This is a genomic window from Veillonella parvula (genome assembly GCF_047241225.1).
Taxonomy (GTDB): Bacteria; Bacillota; Negativicutes; order Veillonellales; family Veillonellaceae; genus Veillonella; species Veillonella parvula_O.
Genome location: NZ_JBKTIE010000002.1, coordinates 131,480 through 149,034, shown reverse-complemented (window position 1 = coordinate 149,034; position 17,555 = coordinate 131,480). Strand labels below are relative to the sequence as shown.

Sequence of the window (17,555 nt, the reverse complement as noted above, 5' to 3'; positions counted from 1 at the left end):
AGTAAAATAAAAGTTAGACTAGTTCAGAAAGGAGCGTGTATGATGGAACAAGCAAATCGAATATTGACCATATTGGAAGAAGCCGGCCATGAAGCCTATATCATAGGCGGTGCTGTGCGCGATATTTTGATGCATCAAAAGCCACATGACTTCGATATTGTGACGTCTGCACGTCCCGATACGGTAATTGAGGTTCTTCGCAGTCATGATATTCAAACGACAGACCTCGTAGGCAAATCTTTTGGTGTAGTGGTAGCTACATTAGAGGGAAGGCAATACGAAATTGCTACATATAGAACGGAGCGATATGGCGCAGATAGCCATCGCCCTGAAGAAATTATCTATGCCGATACCTTAGAAGAAGATGTGTTACGTCGTGACTTTACTGTCAACGGCATGGCGATGAACCGCTTTGGTGAGGTTATCGACCTCGTAGGTGGACGCCGAGATATTAAACATAAGACATTACGCACTATTGGTAATGCGCAGGAACGTTTTGAAGAAGATGCATTGCGATTATTTAGAGCGTGCCGCTTTGTGGCGAAGTTGGATTTCTTGCCTAGTAAAGAGCTATTAGTGGCTATGCCTAAGGCTTTTCATCGCGTCTCTGGTTTATCCTTGGAGCGGGTGCGCAACGAAATTAATCGCCTCATGCTAGAGCCTGCTGTGGCAAAAGGTTTAGATGTATTGGTGCAGTCGCGTTTGGCAGAATGTTCATGTCGAGTGGTTGAAAACGGAGTGGCTCGAGAGGTTCCTATCTTGCCTGAACTATACCATCTCGTGAATTTGCCCCAAGAAAAGGACTTTCACGAATTCGATGGCTGGTACCATACATTAGCCGTTGTGTCCCATACGGAACCGGATTTGGTGCTGCGTTGGGGTGCTTTATTACATGATGTGGCAAAGGGAATGCCAGCGGTACGAGCTGTTATCAATGGTCGCCTCACAGATCGTGGCCATGATACACTAGGAGCGGAGATGACAGAAACGTTATTAACACGCCTAGGATATCCGAAGGCCTTTGTGCAACGAGTGGCGTGGATTGTGAAAAACCACATGCGCTTTCACTATTTCGTACAAAATGGTGATGCAAACGAGAAAAAATGGCTTCGCAAGGAAGCTCGGAGTGGAGAGTTCCGAGATAGCCAAATTATGCGCACTGCCTGGGAGCAATTAGCTAAGGTTTGTGCTGCCGATGTATTAGGCTGTGGGAAGCCTTATGCATCGACGGATGGCACCTTAGCCTTTGGTGAATGTATGGCAGATCTTAGCCTAGAGATGCCTATCCATACAAAGGATTTAAATTATGACGAACGAGTTATTAAGCTTGCAGGGAAAAAAGTGGGGGAAGGATTGCAGTATTTATTAGGTCAGGTTCAAAATGGGGTGATTCCCAATGAACCAGATGCATTATATGATGCATTAGACCATAAGTTACGCCGTCCAGTGGAGAAATGATGAAGTTATTAAATAAAGCGTTATTACGCATGAGTGATTGGAGTCGCACTACGTGGTGCCTTGCCATACTCATGACCGTTGCCTTCGTCCTTATCGGGCGTTTAGCACAGTTACAGGTCTTTGATACCTTTGACCTAGAGAAGAAAAACTTATTACAAGTTCAAGTAGATAGAAAATTACAATCGCCGCGCGGTACAATCTATGACCGTAATGGCAAGCCTTTGGCGATGAGTGTAGTTACAAAATCTTTATATGCGGATCCGAAGATGATTAAACAGTCTCCTCAAGAGATTGCGGATCTCATCTCACCGTACGTAACGATGTCAAAAGAGAATATTGTGAAAGCTTTGCAAGAGGATACCGCCTTTGTCTGGTTGAATCGTATGATGGATGCAGACAAATCAAAAGGGGTACAACAAGTTATTAAGGATAATAATATTGCAGGCCTTAATTTCGTTGAAGAATCTAAGCGCTATTATCCAAATGGTGTCTTAGCGGCACAAGTATTAGGCTTTGTCGGTACTGATGATAAAGGCCTTGATGGGCTAGAAATGGTTCTTGATGACGAATTAAAGGGGGGCGTACAACAAGAAATTGTAGCTACTGATAATAAAGGGAATGCCATCTTTGGTTCCGTACTATCTAAATTTTTACCAGATAAGGGTAAAAGTGTAACCTTAACCATCGATGCAACAATTCAATTTATTGCAGAACGCGCTCTTGATAAGGCGATGGTTGATACAGGAGCTAAGCATGCCAGCGTTATCGTTATGGATCCAAAGAACGGTGAAATATTAGCGATGGCCAATCGTCCAAGTTATGATCCTAATAACTACAACCAAAGTGGTGAAGAGGCTTTCAAAAATATTGCGGTTACCAATTTATATGAACCAGGCTCTACATTCAAACCTATCATTGCATCTGCAGCTCTTGCAGCAGGCAAATGGAAGTTAGACACTGTGTATAACGATAAAGGGGCCTTCGCTGCCAATGGACATATCATTAGAAACTGGAATGGTGAGGGATATGGTCCTGTTCGTTTGCTAGATATTTTGAAGTACTCTATTAATACTGGTATGGCTGAAATTGGTACATTAACAGGCGCAGATATTCTCTCGAAATATGTACGTGATTATGGCTTTGGTTCTGAAACAGGTATTGAATTGCCTGGTGAAGGAGCAGGTATTTTGTATAATCCAGAGGATATGAGTAAGCTAGACGTTGCGACTATGTCCATCGGTCAAGGTATTGCGGTTACACCATTACAAATGGTTCGCGCCTTTGGTGCACTTTCTAATGGTGGGGCTATGATGAAACCACATATCATCAAGTCTTATAGTAACTCTCAAGGCGATGTTACAAGTACGACTGAAACATCTGTTGTGGGACAACCAGTTCCGGCGGAAACCGCTAAAACCATTGTAGATATTCTAGAAAAAGAAGTATCCGAAGGTGGCGGTACAAAAGCGATGGTAGAAGGTTATCACTTCGGCGGTAAAACTGGTACGGCGCAAAAACTAGATACCAAACATGGCGGTTATCTCGACGGACAATACATTGCGTCCTTTATTGGCTTTGGCCCTGTAGAGGATCCAAAATTTGTAGTTCTTGTCGTTATTGATGACCCACAAAAGGGTTCTTTTTATGGTAGTCAAATTGCAGCCCCTGTATTTAAGGACATCGTATCTCAACTTGTACGGTATTACCAAATGAGTCCGTATGTTAAAGAAAGTACACCAGTAGCTGTTAAAGCTGCTAATACATTACCTGAACCAAAACCGGGAAGTGATGGTTCTGTTACATTGCCTAACTTTACTGGTTTTACCTATGGTGAAGTGCGTGATTGGTTACATAAGGCGGGACTTGCCTTTAAACCGGATGGAACTGGTACGGCTACATCTCAAGATGAAAGTAGCGGTACAACTGTTCAGGCTGGTACAGCAATTACTGTTCATTTCCGTAGATAAAACGAATTCGGTCATAATTAGAAATTATAGACAGTTCGTTATATAATAGAATAAGAGACTTAGGTGCCTCTCCGGAGGCACCTTATTTTATAGATAGTTTGAATGAATGGAGATACTTATGATCGAATTACGCGGTAAAGCAGTAGCAGACGCTCACAAGGCGATTTTACAAGAAAAAGTTGCAGCAGTTGGCGACTCTGTAATTACTATGGCAGTATTACTCGTTGGTGAAGACCACGGCGCTCATATGTATGCTACATTTATGGAAAAAACAGCTAAAAATTTTGGCTATGGTTTTGTGCTAAAGCAATTGCCTGAAACGACAACGCAAGATGAAGTAGTAGCGGCGTTGCATGAATTAAATACTGATCCATCTATTCATGGAATTTTACCGCTAATGCCAATGCCTAAACACATTGATACAGAAGCTCTTATCGATATGTTAGATCCTAAAAAAGATATTGATGGTCTTACAACATATAACATCGGTTTAGTAACAGCTGGTAAGGGTGGCTTTGCTCCTTGTACGGCTAAGGCTTGTATGGCTATTTTAAATCACTATAATATTCCTTTAGAAGGAAAACATGTGGTTGTAGTCGGTCGTAGCCAAGTTATCGGTAAACCTGTAGCGCTTATGGCACTCGCTGCACATGGTACTGTTACAATGTGCCATTCTAGAACTTCTGATCTAGTAGAGCAAGTAAAGCGTGGTGATATTATTATTGCTGCGGCTGGTCGTGCTCATATGATTACTGCTAATATGATTAAGCCTGGTGCTGTTGTTATTGATGTAGGTATTAATGAACTGGACGGCAAAACTGTAGGTGATGTTGATTATGATGCGGTAAAAGATATTGCATCTGCCATTACTCCTGTACCAGGAGGTGTTGGATCCGTAACAACGACAATGATGCTAGAAGCGGTATACGAGGCATATCATGCATGAGATGTCTATAGCAGAAGGTATTCTTGATGTAGCGCTCGATACCTTACGTCAACATGATGCGACAGTCATTCATTCTATTCAACTAGACTTAGGTTTAATGAGTGGGGTAGAACCGGATTCATTGCTATTTTGTTGGGAAGCTATTACGAAGGGAACACCTGCGGAAGGCTCACGCATAGAAATCAATACTATTCCTATTGAAGGAAAGTGTTTAGATTGTGATAAAATATTTTTTGTAAAAAATTATACGTTTATTTGTCCTTATTGTGACAGCCATTTCGTACAAACTATAGGCGGTCGCGAGCTACAAGTGACCTCTATAGATATCGATTGATAGAAAGGTTAGGGCATGCAAGTTCAAGTTAAAACTAATGTACTGGCAAAAAACGATGCTATTGCAGAGTCCTTACAACAGTTGTTTAAGGAAAAGAATATATTTGTATTTAACCTGTTAGGTTCACCTGGGGCAGGTAAGACCTCCCTTTTGGAGGCAACCTTACAAGATTTAAAAAAGGATTATCGCTTAGCCGTTATTGAAGGCGATTTATTTACGGCAAAGGATGCCAAGCGCATTCATGAGTTGGGTGTGCCTGTTATCCAGATTAATACAGTTGGTGGGTGCCATCTCGATGCACAGATGATTCAAGATGCCTTAGGTGATCTTAATCTTGATGATCTCGATATGATTATTATCGAAAATGTAGGCAATTTAGTCTGCCCTGCGGAATTTGAGATTGGTGAAAGCATGAAAGTAACGATTTTATCTGTTACCGAAGGTGAAGATAAGCCCCTTAAGTATCCGTTAATCTTTAAAGAGTCTAAGGCCATCCTTATTAACAAGATTGATTTATTGCCTTATGTGCCTTTCAAAAAGGAGCAGGCAATACAAGATATCCGTAATTTAAATCCAAATGGAGAAATTTTTGAAGTAAGTTGCACGGCCCACAACGGTCTTGAAACATGGTTGAATTGGTTGCGTGCACAGTTGGAGAATAATCGATGAACTATTCTATGAAGAGCCGTATTGTAGCAGCCCTCCTTGTGGGCTTGTGTGCTACTACAATCAGTTATGCAGCAGAGCCTGCCATTTCCACTGTTAACCCAGTTGCAGTAGAAACTACTGATGACACTAACGTTGTAGCTCAAGATTCCGCTAATGCGAGCAATGATGGTAGTGTAGATGGAACTGGTGAGGTTGATAGCATGTCTTACCTTGATAATGCACCAGTTAGAGTTGTTAAGCTAGACCCAAAAACGAAACAGGAAGGTTCTAAAACTGGATGGCTCGCAGAGCAAATGGCTGTAACTGAATTTGGTGATTCTATACAATTCTGGCAAGCGGCTAGTGAGAACGAAGGTCCTTTGCCGAGTATCACTCAGAATAATTTAGCTGATATTGGTAAGTCTTATACGGCAAACAGTTTACCGCCTTTAGGTTCTCAAGATGACTATGCTATTGGCACATACCGATTGGGGAATCAGTTTGAAGTCCCAAAAGATGTAGAAAAAACTGAGGTACGTGATAACTTTACTACCTATTACATGAAAGATGTAGCAGTAACTGTATATACTGGACCTGCTCAAGAATTGTTGGTTAACAATCAATTGCGCGGTCAAGGGGCGACTTACTTCTTTGAACCAAATACTATTACAAATATTCATAGTACGAAAAAAGGCGCTAATACAGTACGTGACATTGGCCCTGGTAGCACACGGATGGAATTGATATTTGCCTATGGCAGTCCTAATGCGATGTGGCGTGATAAGAAAAATGAGACGTATATTTTCCTTTATGAGGGGCATTCCGAAAATTCATTGCCTCAAAAAAAGGAGTTTAAGAGTCCTGTAGAGAATACAAATAGTAATAGCCAACAACAATCTATGCTTGGTCAGCAAAAAGAATATATTGCTTTCACCATTAAACAAAGCAATATAGAGGCTGTAGACATTATTAGTGGACAAGTATGGCCTAGGTTTGGATTGCCGAAAGCTGAAGTGTATGATTTTGAAGCTGGTACACTTACGGCTGATGATTTTGTATTGCGTGGTTTCAAGTTGAATGACCATTTTGTTAATGATCCTAATAATGATTGGAAACATCAAGGCATATTGTTTGGCTCCACATTTATTGGCTATAATGAATACGGTGTGAGTGTAGATAAAAAAGATCTTATCAATCGCGTATTATTAAATGTTTATACGCCTACACGTCGTGGAATCGCGATGGGTGATACCAAATATTTATTGCTCTTTGTGTATGGTATGCCAACTCGTATTGTTGAATCTACAACAAAGGCGGGGACGTCTACCGTATATGAATATAAAAATCCAGCGGCAAGCAACTCTTATTTACAGTTTGCCCTAGATGATAAAAACCAATATATCAAATCCGTTATGTTATCTGACCGTCCTGTAAAATAGGATAGGTCACAGCGAGGAGGCAAAGGGTATGGTTACTGTACAAGATGTAAAAGAACGTTGGGAAAAGATTCAAGGTGATGATGAACGTATATTGTTTATCGTTGGTGGTCCAGGTTCTGGTAAAAGTTTGCTAATTCGTGAATTGTCTGAGCAGAAGGGCTGGAAATACTTGGAAGCTAAGCAACTCATCGAGGAAGAGTTTTTGCTCGTGCCTCGTGATGAACGGCCTCAATTAGCGGAAGAAGTTATTTGCCGTGCTCTTAGCCGTAGCGATACGGAAGTAGTCTTGCTAGATGGCATTAATGTATTCTTTGCACCTATCTTAAATCTAAAACCATTTGAGTTGTTAAAAACTATTAGTAAGAAGTATCCTATTGTCGTTGGCTGGCGTGGACATATTGCAGGGGATCAGTTGTACTTAGAACATAACAATAATCCTAAACATGCTGTAGTTAGTATTGCACATCCAGATCATGTTATTGCAATCGACTAAATGTATGTTTGAACATATTGGTTGAATATAGGGAAAACTATAGATGTATAGAAGGAGATAGCGGGCTATCTCCTTTTTTAGTTATATAATTACAGTTATTAGGTAAAAAATATAGTTTTGTAATTTCCTATTATTTGATTTTAGTAAACCTGAAATATGGATGTTAGCAGACATGGACTGGTAAGGAATGAAACTATGTAAAGGTATATAAAGAATATACTAGTAAATAAAAGTTGATTACTGGATATATACTGAAAACGAGGCATTTTATAGAGGATTGATAAAATATAAATTTTTTTTGACAAAATACTTGCATAGGGTATCGTTTCATGTTATTATGATTAAGCACTAAGAGTGACCACAGTGAACGAAAAACTTCAAAAAAGTTTTTAAATGTTCTTGACACTTAGTGTGCTAGGTGATACAATTCATCTTGTCGTAATGATGCTGGCGTAGCTCAATAGGTAGAGCAGCTGACTTGTAATCAGCAGGTTGTGGGTTCAATTCCTATCGCCAGCTCCATTTTATTTATGGAGGGATTCCCGAGCGGCCAAAGGGAGCAGACTGTAAATCTGCCGTCTTCGACTTCGAAGGTTCGAATCCTTCTCCCTCCACCATTCATAGCGGGGTGGAGCAGTTGGTAGCTCGTCGGGCTCATAACCCGAAGGTCGCAGGTTCAAGTCCTGTCCCCGCAACCATAAAAACCACAGTGAAATGATCGTTCATTGTGCTGGTGTAGCTCAGTCGGCAGAGCGTATCCTTGGTAAGGATAAGGTCACCGGTTCAATCCCGGTCACTAGCTCCATACATGGCGGCATAGCTCAGTTGGCTAGAGCAATCGGTTCATACCCGGTGTGTCCGCGGTTCAAATCCGTGTGCCGCCACCATTAAACCTCACCTTGGTGGGGATTTTTTTATTTCTTTACATATGACATGCTATTCTAAGACTTTGTATATATGGTATAATAATAGGTAAGGAAATCTTATATTCCATTGATAAATTAGGGTTAATATATTATATTAATACTAGAATGTAATTTGTTTTTGTGAAGGAGGATATAATCCTAATGGCAAAAGAAAAATTTGAACGTACGAAACCGCATGTTAACATCGGTACAATCGGTCACGTTGACCATGGTAAAACTACTTTGACTGCTGCAATCACTAAAGTATTGGCTGAAAAAGGTCAAGCTGACTTCCAAGATTACAGCATGATCGATAAAGCTCCAGAAGAACGTGAACGCGGTATCACAATCAACACTGCACACGTTGAGTATGAAACTGCTAACCGTCACTATGCACACGTTGACTGCCCAGGCCATGCTGACTATGTTAAAAACATGATTACTGGTGCGGCTCAAATGGACGGCGCTATCTTGGTTGTATCCGCAGCTGACGGCCCTATGCCTCAAACTCGCGAACACATCTTGTTGGCTCGCCAAGTTGGTGTTCCTGCAATCGTAGTATTCTTGAACAAAGCTGACATGGTTGACGATGAAGAATTGATCGAATTGGTAGAAATGGAAGTTCGTGAACTTCTTTCTTCCTACGAATTCCCTGGTGACGAAGTACCTATCGTTGTAGGTTCCGCGTTGAAAGCTTTGGAAGGCGATGCTCAATATGTAGCTAAAATTGACGAATTGATGGACGCTGTAGACTCCTACATCCCAACACCAGTTCGTGACACTGATAAACCATTCTTGATGCCTGTGGAAGACGTTTTCACAATCACTGGTCGTGGTACAGTAGCAACTGGCCGTGTTGAACGTGGTCAAGTAAACGTTGGTGATACTGTTGAAGTAGTAGGCTTGAAAGAAAAAGCTGAACAATACGTAGTAACAGGTCTTGAAATGTTCCGTAAAGTGTTGGATTCTGCAGTAGCAGGTGACAACGTAGGTGCATTGCTTCGTGGTGTTGATCGTAAAGACATCGAACGTGGTCAAGTATTGGCTAAACCAGGTTCCATCAACCCACACACAAAATTCAAAGCAGAAGTATACGTATTGACTAAAGAAGAAGGTGGTCGTCATACTCCATTCTTCTCCAACTACCGTCCACAATTCTACTTCCGTACAACAGACGTAACAGGTGTTGTAAACCTTCCTGAAGGTGTAGAAATGTGTATGCCTGGCGATAACGTAACAATGGAAATCGAATTGATTACTCCAATCGCTATCGAAGAAGGTCTTCGTTTCGCGATCCGCGAAGGTGGCCATACAGTAGGCGCTGGCGTAGTAACAGAAATCGAAGGTTAATACAAGTTTATAGCTCAATGTATCGATACATTAGCTATATAATTGAATTTTAGATTCAATAAAAGGGACCCAATGGGTCCCTTTTATTTTGTATATATTGATGATTAAGAGTATAGAATTGAATCGCTAATATATTGAAACAATGATGATTTTGTAATGTGACATATACGTTGTATTCAGGCTTCAAAGGATAATCATACTATTGATACAAATTGAGAAGAAATTTTAATATATTGTAACCTTAGATACAACTTTATTTATAAAATTAGTGTATATTATATATGAGGAGAGCATAGGCTCTCTTTTTGTGCTTTTATAGAAAAGGAGGTAATGTGATGGGCGAATACAAAAAGTATTGGATAGCCGTAGTAGCAGTTCTTATTATTGGATTCTCTATTCTTGGCTATTTGGGTACGGATGTATATCATCAAGCGCCACCGGTACCAACCGCGTATGTATCTCAAGATGGACAGGTTTTGTTCACTAAGGATGATATCTTACATGGTCAATCGGCTTGGCAATCTACAGGTGGTCAATCTGTAGGGACCGTACTAGGTCATGGCGCATATCAAGCCCCGGACTGGACAGCTGATTGGTTGCACAAAGAAGTGTCCGTAATGCTTGATATCAAGTCTCAAGAAGCTTTTGGTGTTCTTTATGAACAGTTAGGTGATGTGCAGAAAGCGGCTGTTAAAGAAGCAGTTAAAGCAGAGTACTTTAACAGTGCTGTTCGTGAAGATGGAACTGTTGTGCTTTCACCGGAACGTATTACAGCGATGAATTTAACCGGACAATATTTTATTGAACTTTATGGTGATAACCCTAAATTGTCCGAAACACGCGATCATTTTGCGATGAAAGACAATACGTTGCCAGAATTAAAAGATCGTATTGATATGGCACGATTCTTCTTCTGGACTACGTGGATGGCATCGACTCAACGTCCTGGTACAGATGCAACATACACCAACAATTGGCCTCACGAGCCATTGTTAGATCATAATCCAACACCGGAAAGCGTAGCTTGGTCTGTTGTGAGTGTTATTATTTTACTTTGTGGTATTGGTATTGTCGTATGGATGTGGGCATTCGGTCGCAAACAAGATGAACATGAATTAACACCGCCTGCGGAAGATCCAATTTCCAAATTGCATCTCACACCATCTCAACGGTCTTTAGGAAAATATTTATTTACGATTTTGGCATTATTTTTACTCCAACTTGGTATGGGTGGTATCATTGCGCACTACACCGTAGAAGGACAGGCTTTCTATGGCATTCCATTGGCGCAGTATTTCCCATATTCTATTGCTCGTACTTGGCATATTCAAGCATCCTTGTTCTGGATTGCGATGGCATTCTTGAGTGCCGGTTTATTCTTGGCGCCGATTATTAATGGCGGTAAAGATCCTAAGTTCCAAAAATTGGGCGTGGATATTTTATTCTGGGCACTCGTTGTGTTGGTAGTGGGGTCCTTTACAGGTACATATTTAGGTGTTGCTCATGAGATTCCGGCGTCTCTAAACTTCTACTTGGGTCACCAAGGATATGAGTTTATCGAGTTGGGGCGCATATGGCAATGGATTGAATATATCGGCATTCTATTTTGGCTTGTACTCATGGTGCGCAGCATCATTGGTGCTTTCAAAAATAAAGGGGATAAAAACCTTATTGCCGCCTTTATTTTCTCCGTTGTGATGGTCGGTATTTTCTATGGCCCAGGTCTTTTCTACGGAGAACACAGCCATTTGGCAATCATGGAATACTGGCGTTGGTGGGTTATTCACCTTTGGGTAGAAGGCTTCTTTGAAGTATTCTCTACTACGTTGATGGCCTTTATTTTCGTAACTCTTGGTCTTGTATCATATCGTGCAGGTACCATAGCAGCGATTTCGTCCGGTGCTATTTACCTTATCGGCGGTATTCCTGGTACATTCCATCATCTTTATTTCACCGGTGTTACATCGACTATCGTGGCCACAGGGGCATCGTTCTCCGCATTGGAAGTAGTCCCTCTTGTTCTCTTGGGATATGAAGCGTTTGAAAATTATACACGCCTTCATAGTGCTCCTTGGATGCATCGACTAAAATGGCCTGTATACTGCTTCATTGCCGTATCCTTCTGGAACTTGGTGGGTGCAGGTATCTTCGGCTTCTTAATTAATATGCCGGTTTCCTTGTTCTATATTCAAGGTCTAAATACGACAGCTGTTCATGCTCATACGGCATTGTTCGGCGTATATGGGTTCTTGAGTTTAGGCTTTGTATTCCTCATCGCTCGTTATATTCGACCTGAAGTGGAATTTAACGACAAGTTGATGAAATTCGGTTTCTGGGCATTGAATTGGGGCCTTGCGTTAATGGTTCTTATCAGCCTATTGCCAATCGGCTTGATTCAAAGTTGGGCAAGTGTTACACAAGGCTTATGGCTTGCTCGCAGCGAAGACTTTATGCAACAACCATTGTTACAAAATTTGCGTTGGCTTCGCATGGTTGGCGATACCATCATGATATTGGGGGCATTGGCCTTCTTCTGGCAAATCGTGAAAGTAACTTTCACAAAGAAACAGTAATAAACGAAGCAATATAGTAAATATGTAAATATAATATTAAATATAATATATAGACATATAAGCTAACTATAAGCTAATATGACATGGCGTTCTTTGGGTAGACAAAGGGCGCCATTGTCTGTTATACTATCCATGTCAGGCATACGTGCCTGGCTTTTTTGAGTTGCTTAATTTCTTGACATCGCTTGCTACGTATGATATAGTTTTTTAGTATGTAGTCGAGCGTTTTCGAGTACAAGAGACAGATTAGTAAATATAAAGCGAGGTGTATCCGGATGCGTAATGCCATTACTTTAGCTTGCACAGATTGCAAACAACGCAACTATCAAACGAACAAGAATAAAAAGAACAATCCTGATCGTATTGAAATGATGAAATATTGCAAATTCTGCGGTAAACATACATTACACCGTGAAACAAAATAATTCTTATCATTCATTACCTGTTGATTTGAGGATGTGAAACACAATGGCAAAGTCTAACTCAGCAGTGCAGCAGCGTGGTGGATTTGGAAAATTCTTCCGCGGTGTGAAAGCTGAACTAAAAAAAGTAGTCTGGCCAACAAAAAAAGAGCTTATCAATTACACAATTGTAGTATTCTTAGTGACCATATTCATCGCTTTGATTATTTCTGTGCTTGATGGACTCTTTGCCCAACTTTTTAATACGTTGTTGCACTTTGTTGGATAAGGGGGCCATTACATGGAAGCAGATAAGAAGTGGTATGTAATTCATACCTATTCAGGCTACGAAAATAAAGTAAAAACCACTCTTGAACTTAAAGTTCAATCTATGGGGCTACAAGATGTGATCAGCCGAATTTTGGTGCCTCTTGAAGACGAAATAGATGAAAAAGATGGGGTTAAAAAAGTAGTAAAACGCAAGATATTTCCTGGGTATGTATTGGTGGAAATGGAAGTTAATGACCGTTCTTGGTATGTTGTACGCAACACGCCAGGTGTAACAGGTTTCGTTGGCTCTGCTACAAAACCAGTTCCACTTTCTGATTCCGAAGTAGAACATATACTTAAGTCTCAGGGCTTGGATAAGAAACCAACCATTAACGTTGATGTAGAAGTTGGTGAAACGGTTCGCATTACGTCCGGTGCCTTTGAAGATAAACTAGGTGTTATTACCGAACTTAACCCTGAAAAAGGAACATTGAAACTTAGTGTGGAAATGTTCAATCGAGATACCGAGGTAGAGGTAGAGTTCTCTCAAGTTGAGAAAGCTCTTTAATATATAAATATAACTCTAAAAAGAGCAATCGATTTTGGTTGCCAGTGGGAGGATGTATATCCGTTACCACCACAGTATAAGCATAGGAGGTTTAATTACCCATGGCTAAGAAATTAGTTAAACAAGTAAAACTACAAATTGAAGCCGCTAAAGCTACTCCAGCACCACCAGTTGGTCCTGCACTAGGTCAAGCAGGTGTTAATATCGTTGCTTTCACAAAAGAATTCAACGAACGTACTGCTAAACAAGCTGGCTTGATTATTCCAGTAGTTATTAATGTATATGAAGATCGTAGCTTCGACTTCATCACTAAGACTCCACCAGCTGCAGTATTGTTGAAAAAAGCTGCAGGTATTCCAAAAGGTTCTGGTGTACCTAACCGTGATAAAGTAGCAAAAGTAGGTCGCGATAAAGTTCGTGAAATTGCTGAATTGAAAATGCCTGACTTGAATGCTAATACCGTAGAACAAGGTATGCGCATGGTGGAAGGTACTGCTCGCAGCATGGGCATTGAAATCGTTGACTAATAAGCGTACGACTTGCGCATAAGGCGCAAATCGGTGGGAGGGAATTCCCGTTTGACCACATAAGGAGGATATTATAATGGCAAAAGTAGGTAAGAAATACGCTGAAGCAGTAAAACTTATTGAAGCTGGTAAATTCTACGAACCAGTAGAAGCGATTGAGTTGGTTAAGAAAACTGCAACTGCAAATTTCGATGAAACAGTTGAAATTGCTTTCAACTTGAATGTCGACCCTAAATACGCTGATCAACAAGTTCGTGGTGCAGTAGTATTGCCTCATGGTACTGGCAAAACTAAACGCGTTCTTGTATTCGCAAAAGGCGACAATATTAAGGCAGCTGAAGAAGCTGGTGCAGATTTCGTAGGTTCTGAAGAGTTAGTAGCTAAAATCCAAGGTGGTTGGAGCGACTTCGACGTAGTAGTTGCTACACCAGACATGATGGGTCAAGTTGGCCGTCTTGGTAAAATCTTGGGTCCTAAAGGCTTGATGCCAAACCCTAAAGTTGGTACAGTAACTCCAGACGTTGCTCGTGCAGTAAACGAAATCAAAGCTGGTAAAATCGAATACCGTACTGATAAAGCAGGTATTATCTCTTGTTCTATCGGTAAAGCATCTTTCGATGAAGAAAAATTACTTGACAACTACCGTACAATCGTTGATACTATTATCAAGGCTAAACCTGTAGCAGCTAAAGGTCAATACATTAAATCTGTAACCTTGTCCGCTACAATGGGCCCTGGTGTACCTTTGAACGTGTTCAAATTGAGCACTGTTTCTAAAGAGCAATAATTAAATATGTCTCTTAGCTGTAGACGGCTGGTATGTATAATGGATGAAAATCCGCCCGCTGAGGCTGACACTAGAACAACCTAGGACTAGTTACGACCTCATCGCGTGCGATGGGGTCGTTTTTACGCTAAGATAGTACATAGAGCACCAAAAAAATCTACAAGGAGGTAATCTAATGGCTGTCACTGAATCAAAAAAAGCAATCGTTGCTCAAATGAAAGAAACTCTTTCTGAAGCAAAAGGTGCTGTATTGATTGGTTACTCTGGTTTAACTGTTGCGCAAGCAACTGATCTTCGTCGCAAAATGTTGGCTGAAGGTGTTGAATACAAAGTAATCAAAAATACTTTGACTCGTATCGCTGCAAACGAATTGAATCTTGAAGGTTTCGCTGAGCATTTAGAAGGCCCAACTGCGTTGGCTACTTCTAAAGATGATGCTGTTGCACCTGCTCGTGTAATCGAACAATTCATCAAAGCAACTGAAAAAGAAGTTGTAACAGTTAAAGCTGGTATCGTTGAAGGCGAAGTTATGGACGCTGCAGGCATTAAAGCAATTGCATCTCTTCCAAATCGCGAAGGTATGCTTTCCATGTTGCTTTCCGTATTGCAAGCTCCTGTTCGCAATGTTGCATACGCTGTCAAAGCTGTTGCAGAAGCAAAACCTGCAGAATAATATTTTTTGCAAAGTATTCGTTGGCCGCTTGAGGCTGGCACTATAAACTAATTTATGGAGGAAATCTAAAATGGCATTGAACATTGAAAACATCGTTGCTGAATTGAAAGAAGCAACAATCCTTGAACTTAATGATCTTGTAAAAGCAATCGAAGAAGAATTTGGCGTAACTGCAGCAGCTCCTGTAGCTGTAGCAGCTGCTGGTGGTGCTGAAGGCGGCGCTGCTAAAGATTCCTTCGACGTAATCTTGAAAGATGCTGGCGCATCTAAAATCAACGTAATCAAAGTTGTTCGTGAAGCAACTGGTCTTGGCTTGAAAGAAGCTAAAGCTATCGTTGACGGCGCTCCTGCACCTGTTAAAGAAGGCGTAGCTGCTGAAGCTGCTGAAGCTTTGAAAGCTCAATTAGAAGAAGCTGGCGCATCCGTAGAATTGAAATAATTCTAGCTATATTAAAGGCGTACCCATAGGGTACGCCTTTTTCTATTGGAGTTTATAAATTGATGCGAGTTTTGTTTTGTTAACTAATTTGGCTTTTGGATACGGTAATGTATTAGAGAAATCCTTATCATATTTTTTAGGAACGATGACATAGGCACCGCGATTATTTGATGTATTACTTAAAAATGTTTCTTTAGTTATGGTAGGCATTAATGTTTTGCCTTCGGTCCATATAGAATCATCAGTTGTATCTACGAAAACTTGGGTAGGTGTAGTGTCCATGTAATATATAATGGAAGTATAGTAACTGCCATATACATATATTGGTTTTGATGTATCTTCGATGAACGTTTTAAATTGTAAACCAGATTGATTAAATAATATTGGTGGTACTGTAATCGTAATAGCCGAGTACAAAGTAATTAGTGGAACTAAACCATATATTGCTAGTTTAAAAAATGATGTTATGTAGTATCGACCGATTAAAATCATACATACTATAATAAAGGAACCTACGATTAACGGTTTACTATCAAGACTTTTATCAAAAGCTGTAGCAAATGTAAAAATCATGTAGTAAATACCTAGTGGTAGGGTAATTAAATAATTAAACTTTTTGAATGATTGAGTAAATTCACCGGTTTCTTTGTCAGTAACTAATTCACAAATTTTTACAGCCGCCCATATTATACAAGGGATAATGGCAGGTAATGTGTAGGTTAGATACTTTGTAGCTACTAGAGAGTAGAATAGAACTATAACTATAAACCATATAATACCTAATAGATCAAAATCATCTTTCCAGTTAAGATCTTTTAAATGACAGACTATTACAGGTGTCCATGGTAATAGTGAAAGGGGCACAATTAATAGATAGTAATACCATACATTAAATTTAGGATGCTCAGATATAAGAGCTCGATCTACATTGTGTAGACCTAAGAATCCGGAAATAAACTGCTCACCGTGAATGGAATACATAGCGATATACCAAGGGCTAGCTATCGCTATAAAGGCTAATAGTCCTAAGGGATTAAATAGTAATTTAATATCCTTTGAAAGTTGATAACTTTCATCTTTTCTATGGACTATATAGCGAGCGCATACATAAATGAGTAATATCAGGCCGGGCAAGATGATGCCTATAGGTCCTTTGGTAATCACGGCTAAGGCAGCAGCAATGTAAGCTTTCACCATAGCTGACTTGTCATTATTGGTAAAAGCTAAATAGCTATATCCAAATATAGCTAAGGTGAAGAGAAATAGAAATCCGTCGGTTATAATTGCATGAGATATATACCAAAACTGTAGTGTGCTCATTAATAGAATGGCACAGAGTACACCGGCAAAGGTGCTTTTAGACATGCGGTAAGTTATATGATACATGAGCGCTACGCTAGCTCCGGCAACGAGAGTATTCGGTATGCGGGATGTAAAGTCTGATATGCCAAATAGTTTGTATGTAATCATAAGCGCCCAATAGGTGAGCGGTGGTTTATCGTACCATACGTGATCGTATATCATGGGGGATATCCATGAGTTGTGTTTTAGCATGGTGATGGCGGAGAGAACATAGTTGGACTCCACCGGATCAGTGATTGGCAAATAGGCATTATAAAAGCCGTAGCATAAAACGGTTAATAAAAAGAGCGCACCTATGCGCAGCATGTGATTGTTAATCATAGTTACTCCTTACTTACATAGTTTATATTATTGTACTATAGAGCGTGTAATATTTAAACTAATCAAAGATAAAAACAGAGCCTTTATAAATATG

The 17,555-nt window shown here is 40.3% G+C and carries 17 protein-coding genes and 5 tRNA genes; 21 read left to right on the top strand and 1 reads right to left on the bottom strand.

All coding sequences use genetic code 11. The features are described from left to right. Positions 1 to 39: 39 nt before the first annotated feature. From ACLRYO_RS04205 to rplL, 21 genes are all read left to right on the top strand, one after another. Positions 40 to 1,458, top strand: a complete 1,419-nt coding sequence (locus ACLRYO_RS04205; RefSeq protein ID WP_221741246.1) for a CCA tRNA nucleotidyltransferase — start codon at positions 40 to 42, stop codon at positions 1,456 to 1,458. Continuing rightward, on the top strand, positions 1,458 to 3,425 hold the full coding sequence (locus ACLRYO_RS04200; RefSeq protein WP_221741247.1) for a penicillin-binding transpeptidase domain-containing protein: 1,968 nt from the start codon (positions 1,458 to 1,460) through the stop codon (positions 3,423 to 3,425). Before ACLRYO_RS04205 ends, ACLRYO_RS04200 begins: the two co-directional genes overlap by 1 nt. Positions 3,426 to 3,543: 118 nt before the next feature. Continuing rightward, positions 3,544 to 4,371: a bifunctional 5,10-methylenetetrahydrofolate dehydrogenase/5,10-methenyltetrahydrofolate cyclohydrolase gene (locus tag ACLRYO_RS04195; RefSeq protein WP_038125694.1), complete on the top strand. Its 828-nt coding sequence runs from the start codon at positions 3,544 to 3,546 to the stop codon at positions 4,369 to 4,371. Beyond that, positions 4,364 to 4,705, top strand: coding sequence for a hydrogenase maturation nickel metallochaperone HypA (locus tag ACLRYO_RS04190; RefSeq protein WP_221741248.1), 342 nt, complete (start codon positions 4,364 to 4,366; stop codon positions 4,703 to 4,705). Before ACLRYO_RS04195 ends, ACLRYO_RS04190 begins: the two co-directional genes overlap by 8 nt. A gap of 15 nt (positions 4,706 to 4,720) precedes the next feature. Then, positions 4,721 to 5,374 carry a hydrogenase nickel incorporation protein HypB gene (gene hypB / locus ACLRYO_RS04185; RefSeq protein ID WP_004697543.1) on the top strand — a complete coding sequence of 218 codons (654 nt, stop codon included), beginning with the start codon at positions 4,721 to 4,723 and terminating at the stop codon, positions 5,372 to 5,374. Beyond that, on the top strand, positions 5,371 to 6,792 hold the full coding sequence (locus ACLRYO_RS04180; RefSeq protein WP_316055619.1) for a hypothetical protein: 1,422 nt from the start codon (positions 5,371 to 5,373) through the stop codon (positions 6,790 to 6,792). The genes hypB and ACLRYO_RS04180 overlap by 4 nt, the downstream gene beginning before the upstream one ends. A gap of 28 nt (positions 6,793 to 6,820) precedes the next feature. Next, positions 6,821 to 7,285 carry a BREX-3 system P-loop-containing protein BrxF gene (brxF, locus tag ACLRYO_RS04175; protein WP_413084685.1) on the top strand — a complete coding sequence of 155 codons (465 nt, stop codon included), beginning with the start codon at positions 6,821 to 6,823 and terminating at the stop codon, positions 7,283 to 7,285. A gap of 446 nt (positions 7,286 to 7,731) precedes the next feature. Next, positions 7,732 to 7,807, top strand: a tRNA-Thr gene (locus tag ACLRYO_RS04170). A 10-nt stretch (positions 7,808 to 7,817) separates the two neighbouring features. Further along, a tRNA-Tyr gene (locus tag ACLRYO_RS04165) sits at positions 7,818 to 7,902 on the top strand. 5 nt (positions 7,903 to 7,907) lie between these two features. Continuing rightward, positions 7,908 to 7,983, top strand: a tRNA-Met gene (locus tag ACLRYO_RS04160). 31 nt (positions 7,984 to 8,014) lie between these two features. After that, positions 8,015 to 8,090 (top strand) — tRNA-Thr (locus ACLRYO_RS04155). A 5-nt stretch (positions 8,091 to 8,095) separates the two neighbouring features. Then, a tRNA-Met gene (locus tag ACLRYO_RS04150) sits at positions 8,096 to 8,172 on the top strand. Positions 8,173 to 8,352: 180 nt separating this feature from the next. Continuing rightward, entirely contained in the window at positions 8,353 to 9,540 is a 1,188-nt protein-coding gene (gene tuf / locus ACLRYO_RS04145) for an elongation factor Tu (protein WP_012864763.1), read from the top strand. A 335-nt stretch (positions 9,541 to 9,875) separates the two neighbouring features. After that, the gene (locus ACLRYO_RS04140) at positions 9,876 to 12,113 is read left to right on the top strand and encodes a nitric-oxide reductase large subunit (RefSeq protein WP_221741250.1); all 2,238 of its coding nucleotides are present in this window, start codon (positions 9,876 to 9,878) and stop codon (positions 12,111 to 12,113) included. Positions 12,114 to 12,388: 275 nt separating this feature from the next. Beyond that, positions 12,389 to 12,538, top strand: coding sequence for a 50S ribosomal protein L33 (rpmG, locus tag ACLRYO_RS04135; protein ID WP_004693530.1), 150 nt, complete (start codon positions 12,389 to 12,391; stop codon positions 12,536 to 12,538). 43 nt (positions 12,539 to 12,581) lie between these two features. Then, entirely contained in the window at positions 12,582 to 12,803 is a 222-nt protein-coding gene (secE, locus tag ACLRYO_RS04130; protein WP_004693531.1) for a preprotein translocase subunit SecE, read from the top strand. A 12-nt stretch (positions 12,804 to 12,815) separates the two neighbouring features. Next, positions 12,816 to 13,352, top strand: a complete 537-nt coding sequence (nusG, locus tag ACLRYO_RS04125; RefSeq protein WP_004696753.1) for a transcription termination/antitermination protein NusG — start codon at positions 12,816 to 12,818, stop codon at positions 13,350 to 13,352. Positions 13,353 to 13,453: 101 nt separating this feature from the next. Beyond that, positions 13,454 to 13,879, top strand: a complete 426-nt coding sequence (gene rplK, locus ACLRYO_RS04120) for a 50S ribosomal protein L11 (protein WP_004693535.1) — start codon at positions 13,454 to 13,456, stop codon at positions 13,877 to 13,879. Between the two features lie 76 nt (positions 13,880 to 13,955). Further along, entirely contained in the window at positions 13,956 to 14,666 is a 711-nt protein-coding gene (gene rplA / locus ACLRYO_RS04115; RefSeq protein WP_004693536.1) for a 50S ribosomal protein L1, read from the top strand. Positions 14,667 to 14,841: 175 nt separating this feature from the next. Further along, positions 14,842 to 15,339 carry a 50S ribosomal protein L10 gene (gene rplJ, locus ACLRYO_RS04110; protein ID WP_004693539.1) on the top strand — a complete coding sequence of 166 codons (498 nt, stop codon included), beginning with the start codon at positions 14,842 to 14,844 and terminating at the stop codon, positions 15,337 to 15,339. Between the two features lie 70 nt (positions 15,340 to 15,409). Beyond that, positions 15,410 to 15,778 (top strand): 50S ribosomal protein L7/L12, encoded by a 369-nt coding sequence (rplL, locus tag ACLRYO_RS04105; protein WP_004693540.1) that lies wholly within the window; start codon positions 15,410 to 15,412, stop codon positions 15,776 to 15,778. A 42-nt stretch (positions 15,779 to 15,820) separates the two neighbouring features. On the opposite strand, the gene ACLRYO_RS04100 is transcribed toward rplL, so the two are convergent. Continuing rightward, the gene (locus ACLRYO_RS04100; RefSeq protein ID WP_278458066.1) at positions 15,821 to 17,461 is read right to left on the bottom strand and encodes an ArnT family glycosyltransferase; all 1,641 of its coding nucleotides are present in this window, start codon (positions 17,459 to 17,461) and stop codon (positions 15,821 to 15,823) included. Positions 17,462 to 17,555 lie beyond the last annotated feature (94 nt).

Excerpts from the sequence above, each read along its gene's own strand:
- ACLRYO_RS04205 (WP_221741246.1), top strand. The coding sequence starts at position 40 with ATGATGGAACAAGCAAATCGAATATTGACCATATTGGAAGAAGCCGGC.
- ACLRYO_RS04200 (WP_221741247.1), top strand. The coding sequence starts at position 1,458 with ATGAAGTTATTAAATAAAGCGTTATTACGCATGAGTGATTGGAGTCGC.
- ACLRYO_RS04195 (WP_038125694.1), top strand. The coding sequence starts at position 3,544 with ATGATCGAATTACGCGGTAAAGCAGTAGCAGACGCTCACAAGGCGATT.
- ACLRYO_RS04190 (WP_221741248.1), top strand. The coding sequence starts at position 4,364 with ATGCATGAGATGTCTATAGCAGAAGGTATTCTTGATGTAGCGCTCGAT.
- hypB (WP_004697543.1), top strand. The coding sequence starts at position 4,721 with ATGCAAGTTCAAGTTAAAACTAATGTACTGGCAAAAAACGATGCTATT.
- ACLRYO_RS04180 (WP_316055619.1), top strand. The coding sequence starts at position 5,371 with ATGAACTATTCTATGAAGAGCCGTATTGTAGCAGCCCTCCTTGTGGGC.
- brxF (WP_413084685.1), top strand. The coding sequence starts at position 6,821 with ATGGTTACTGTACAAGATGTAAAAGAACGTTGGGAAAAGATTCAAGGT.
- tuf (WP_012864763.1), top strand. The coding sequence starts at position 8,353 with ATGGCAAAAGAAAAATTTGAACGTACGAAACCGCATGTTAACATCGGT.
- ACLRYO_RS04140 (WP_221741250.1), top strand. The coding sequence starts at position 9,876 with ATGGGCGAATACAAAAAGTATTGGATAGCCGTAGTAGCAGTTCTTATT.
- rpmG (WP_004693530.1), top strand. The coding sequence starts at position 12,389 with ATGCGTAATGCCATTACTTTAGCTTGCACAGATTGCAAACAACGCAAC.
- secE (WP_004693531.1), top strand. The coding sequence starts at position 12,582 with ATGGCAAAGTCTAACTCAGCAGTGCAGCAGCGTGGTGGATTTGGAAAA.
- nusG (WP_004696753.1), top strand. The coding sequence starts at position 12,816 with ATGGAAGCAGATAAGAAGTGGTATGTAATTCATACCTATTCAGGCTAC.
- rplK (WP_004693535.1), top strand. The coding sequence starts at position 13,454 with ATGGCTAAGAAATTAGTTAAACAAGTAAAACTACAAATTGAAGCCGCT.
- rplA (WP_004693536.1), top strand. The coding sequence starts at position 13,956 with ATGGCAAAAGTAGGTAAGAAATACGCTGAAGCAGTAAAACTTATTGAA.
- rplJ (WP_004693539.1), top strand. The coding sequence starts at position 14,842 with ATGGCTGTCACTGAATCAAAAAAAGCAATCGTTGCTCAAATGAAAGAA.
- rplL (WP_004693540.1), top strand. The coding sequence starts at position 15,410 with ATGGCATTGAACATTGAAAACATCGTTGCTGAATTGAAAGAAGCAACA.
- ACLRYO_RS04100 (WP_278458066.1), bottom strand. The coding sequence starts at position 17,461 with ATGATTAACAATCACATGCTGCGCATAGGTGCGCTCTTTTTATTAACC.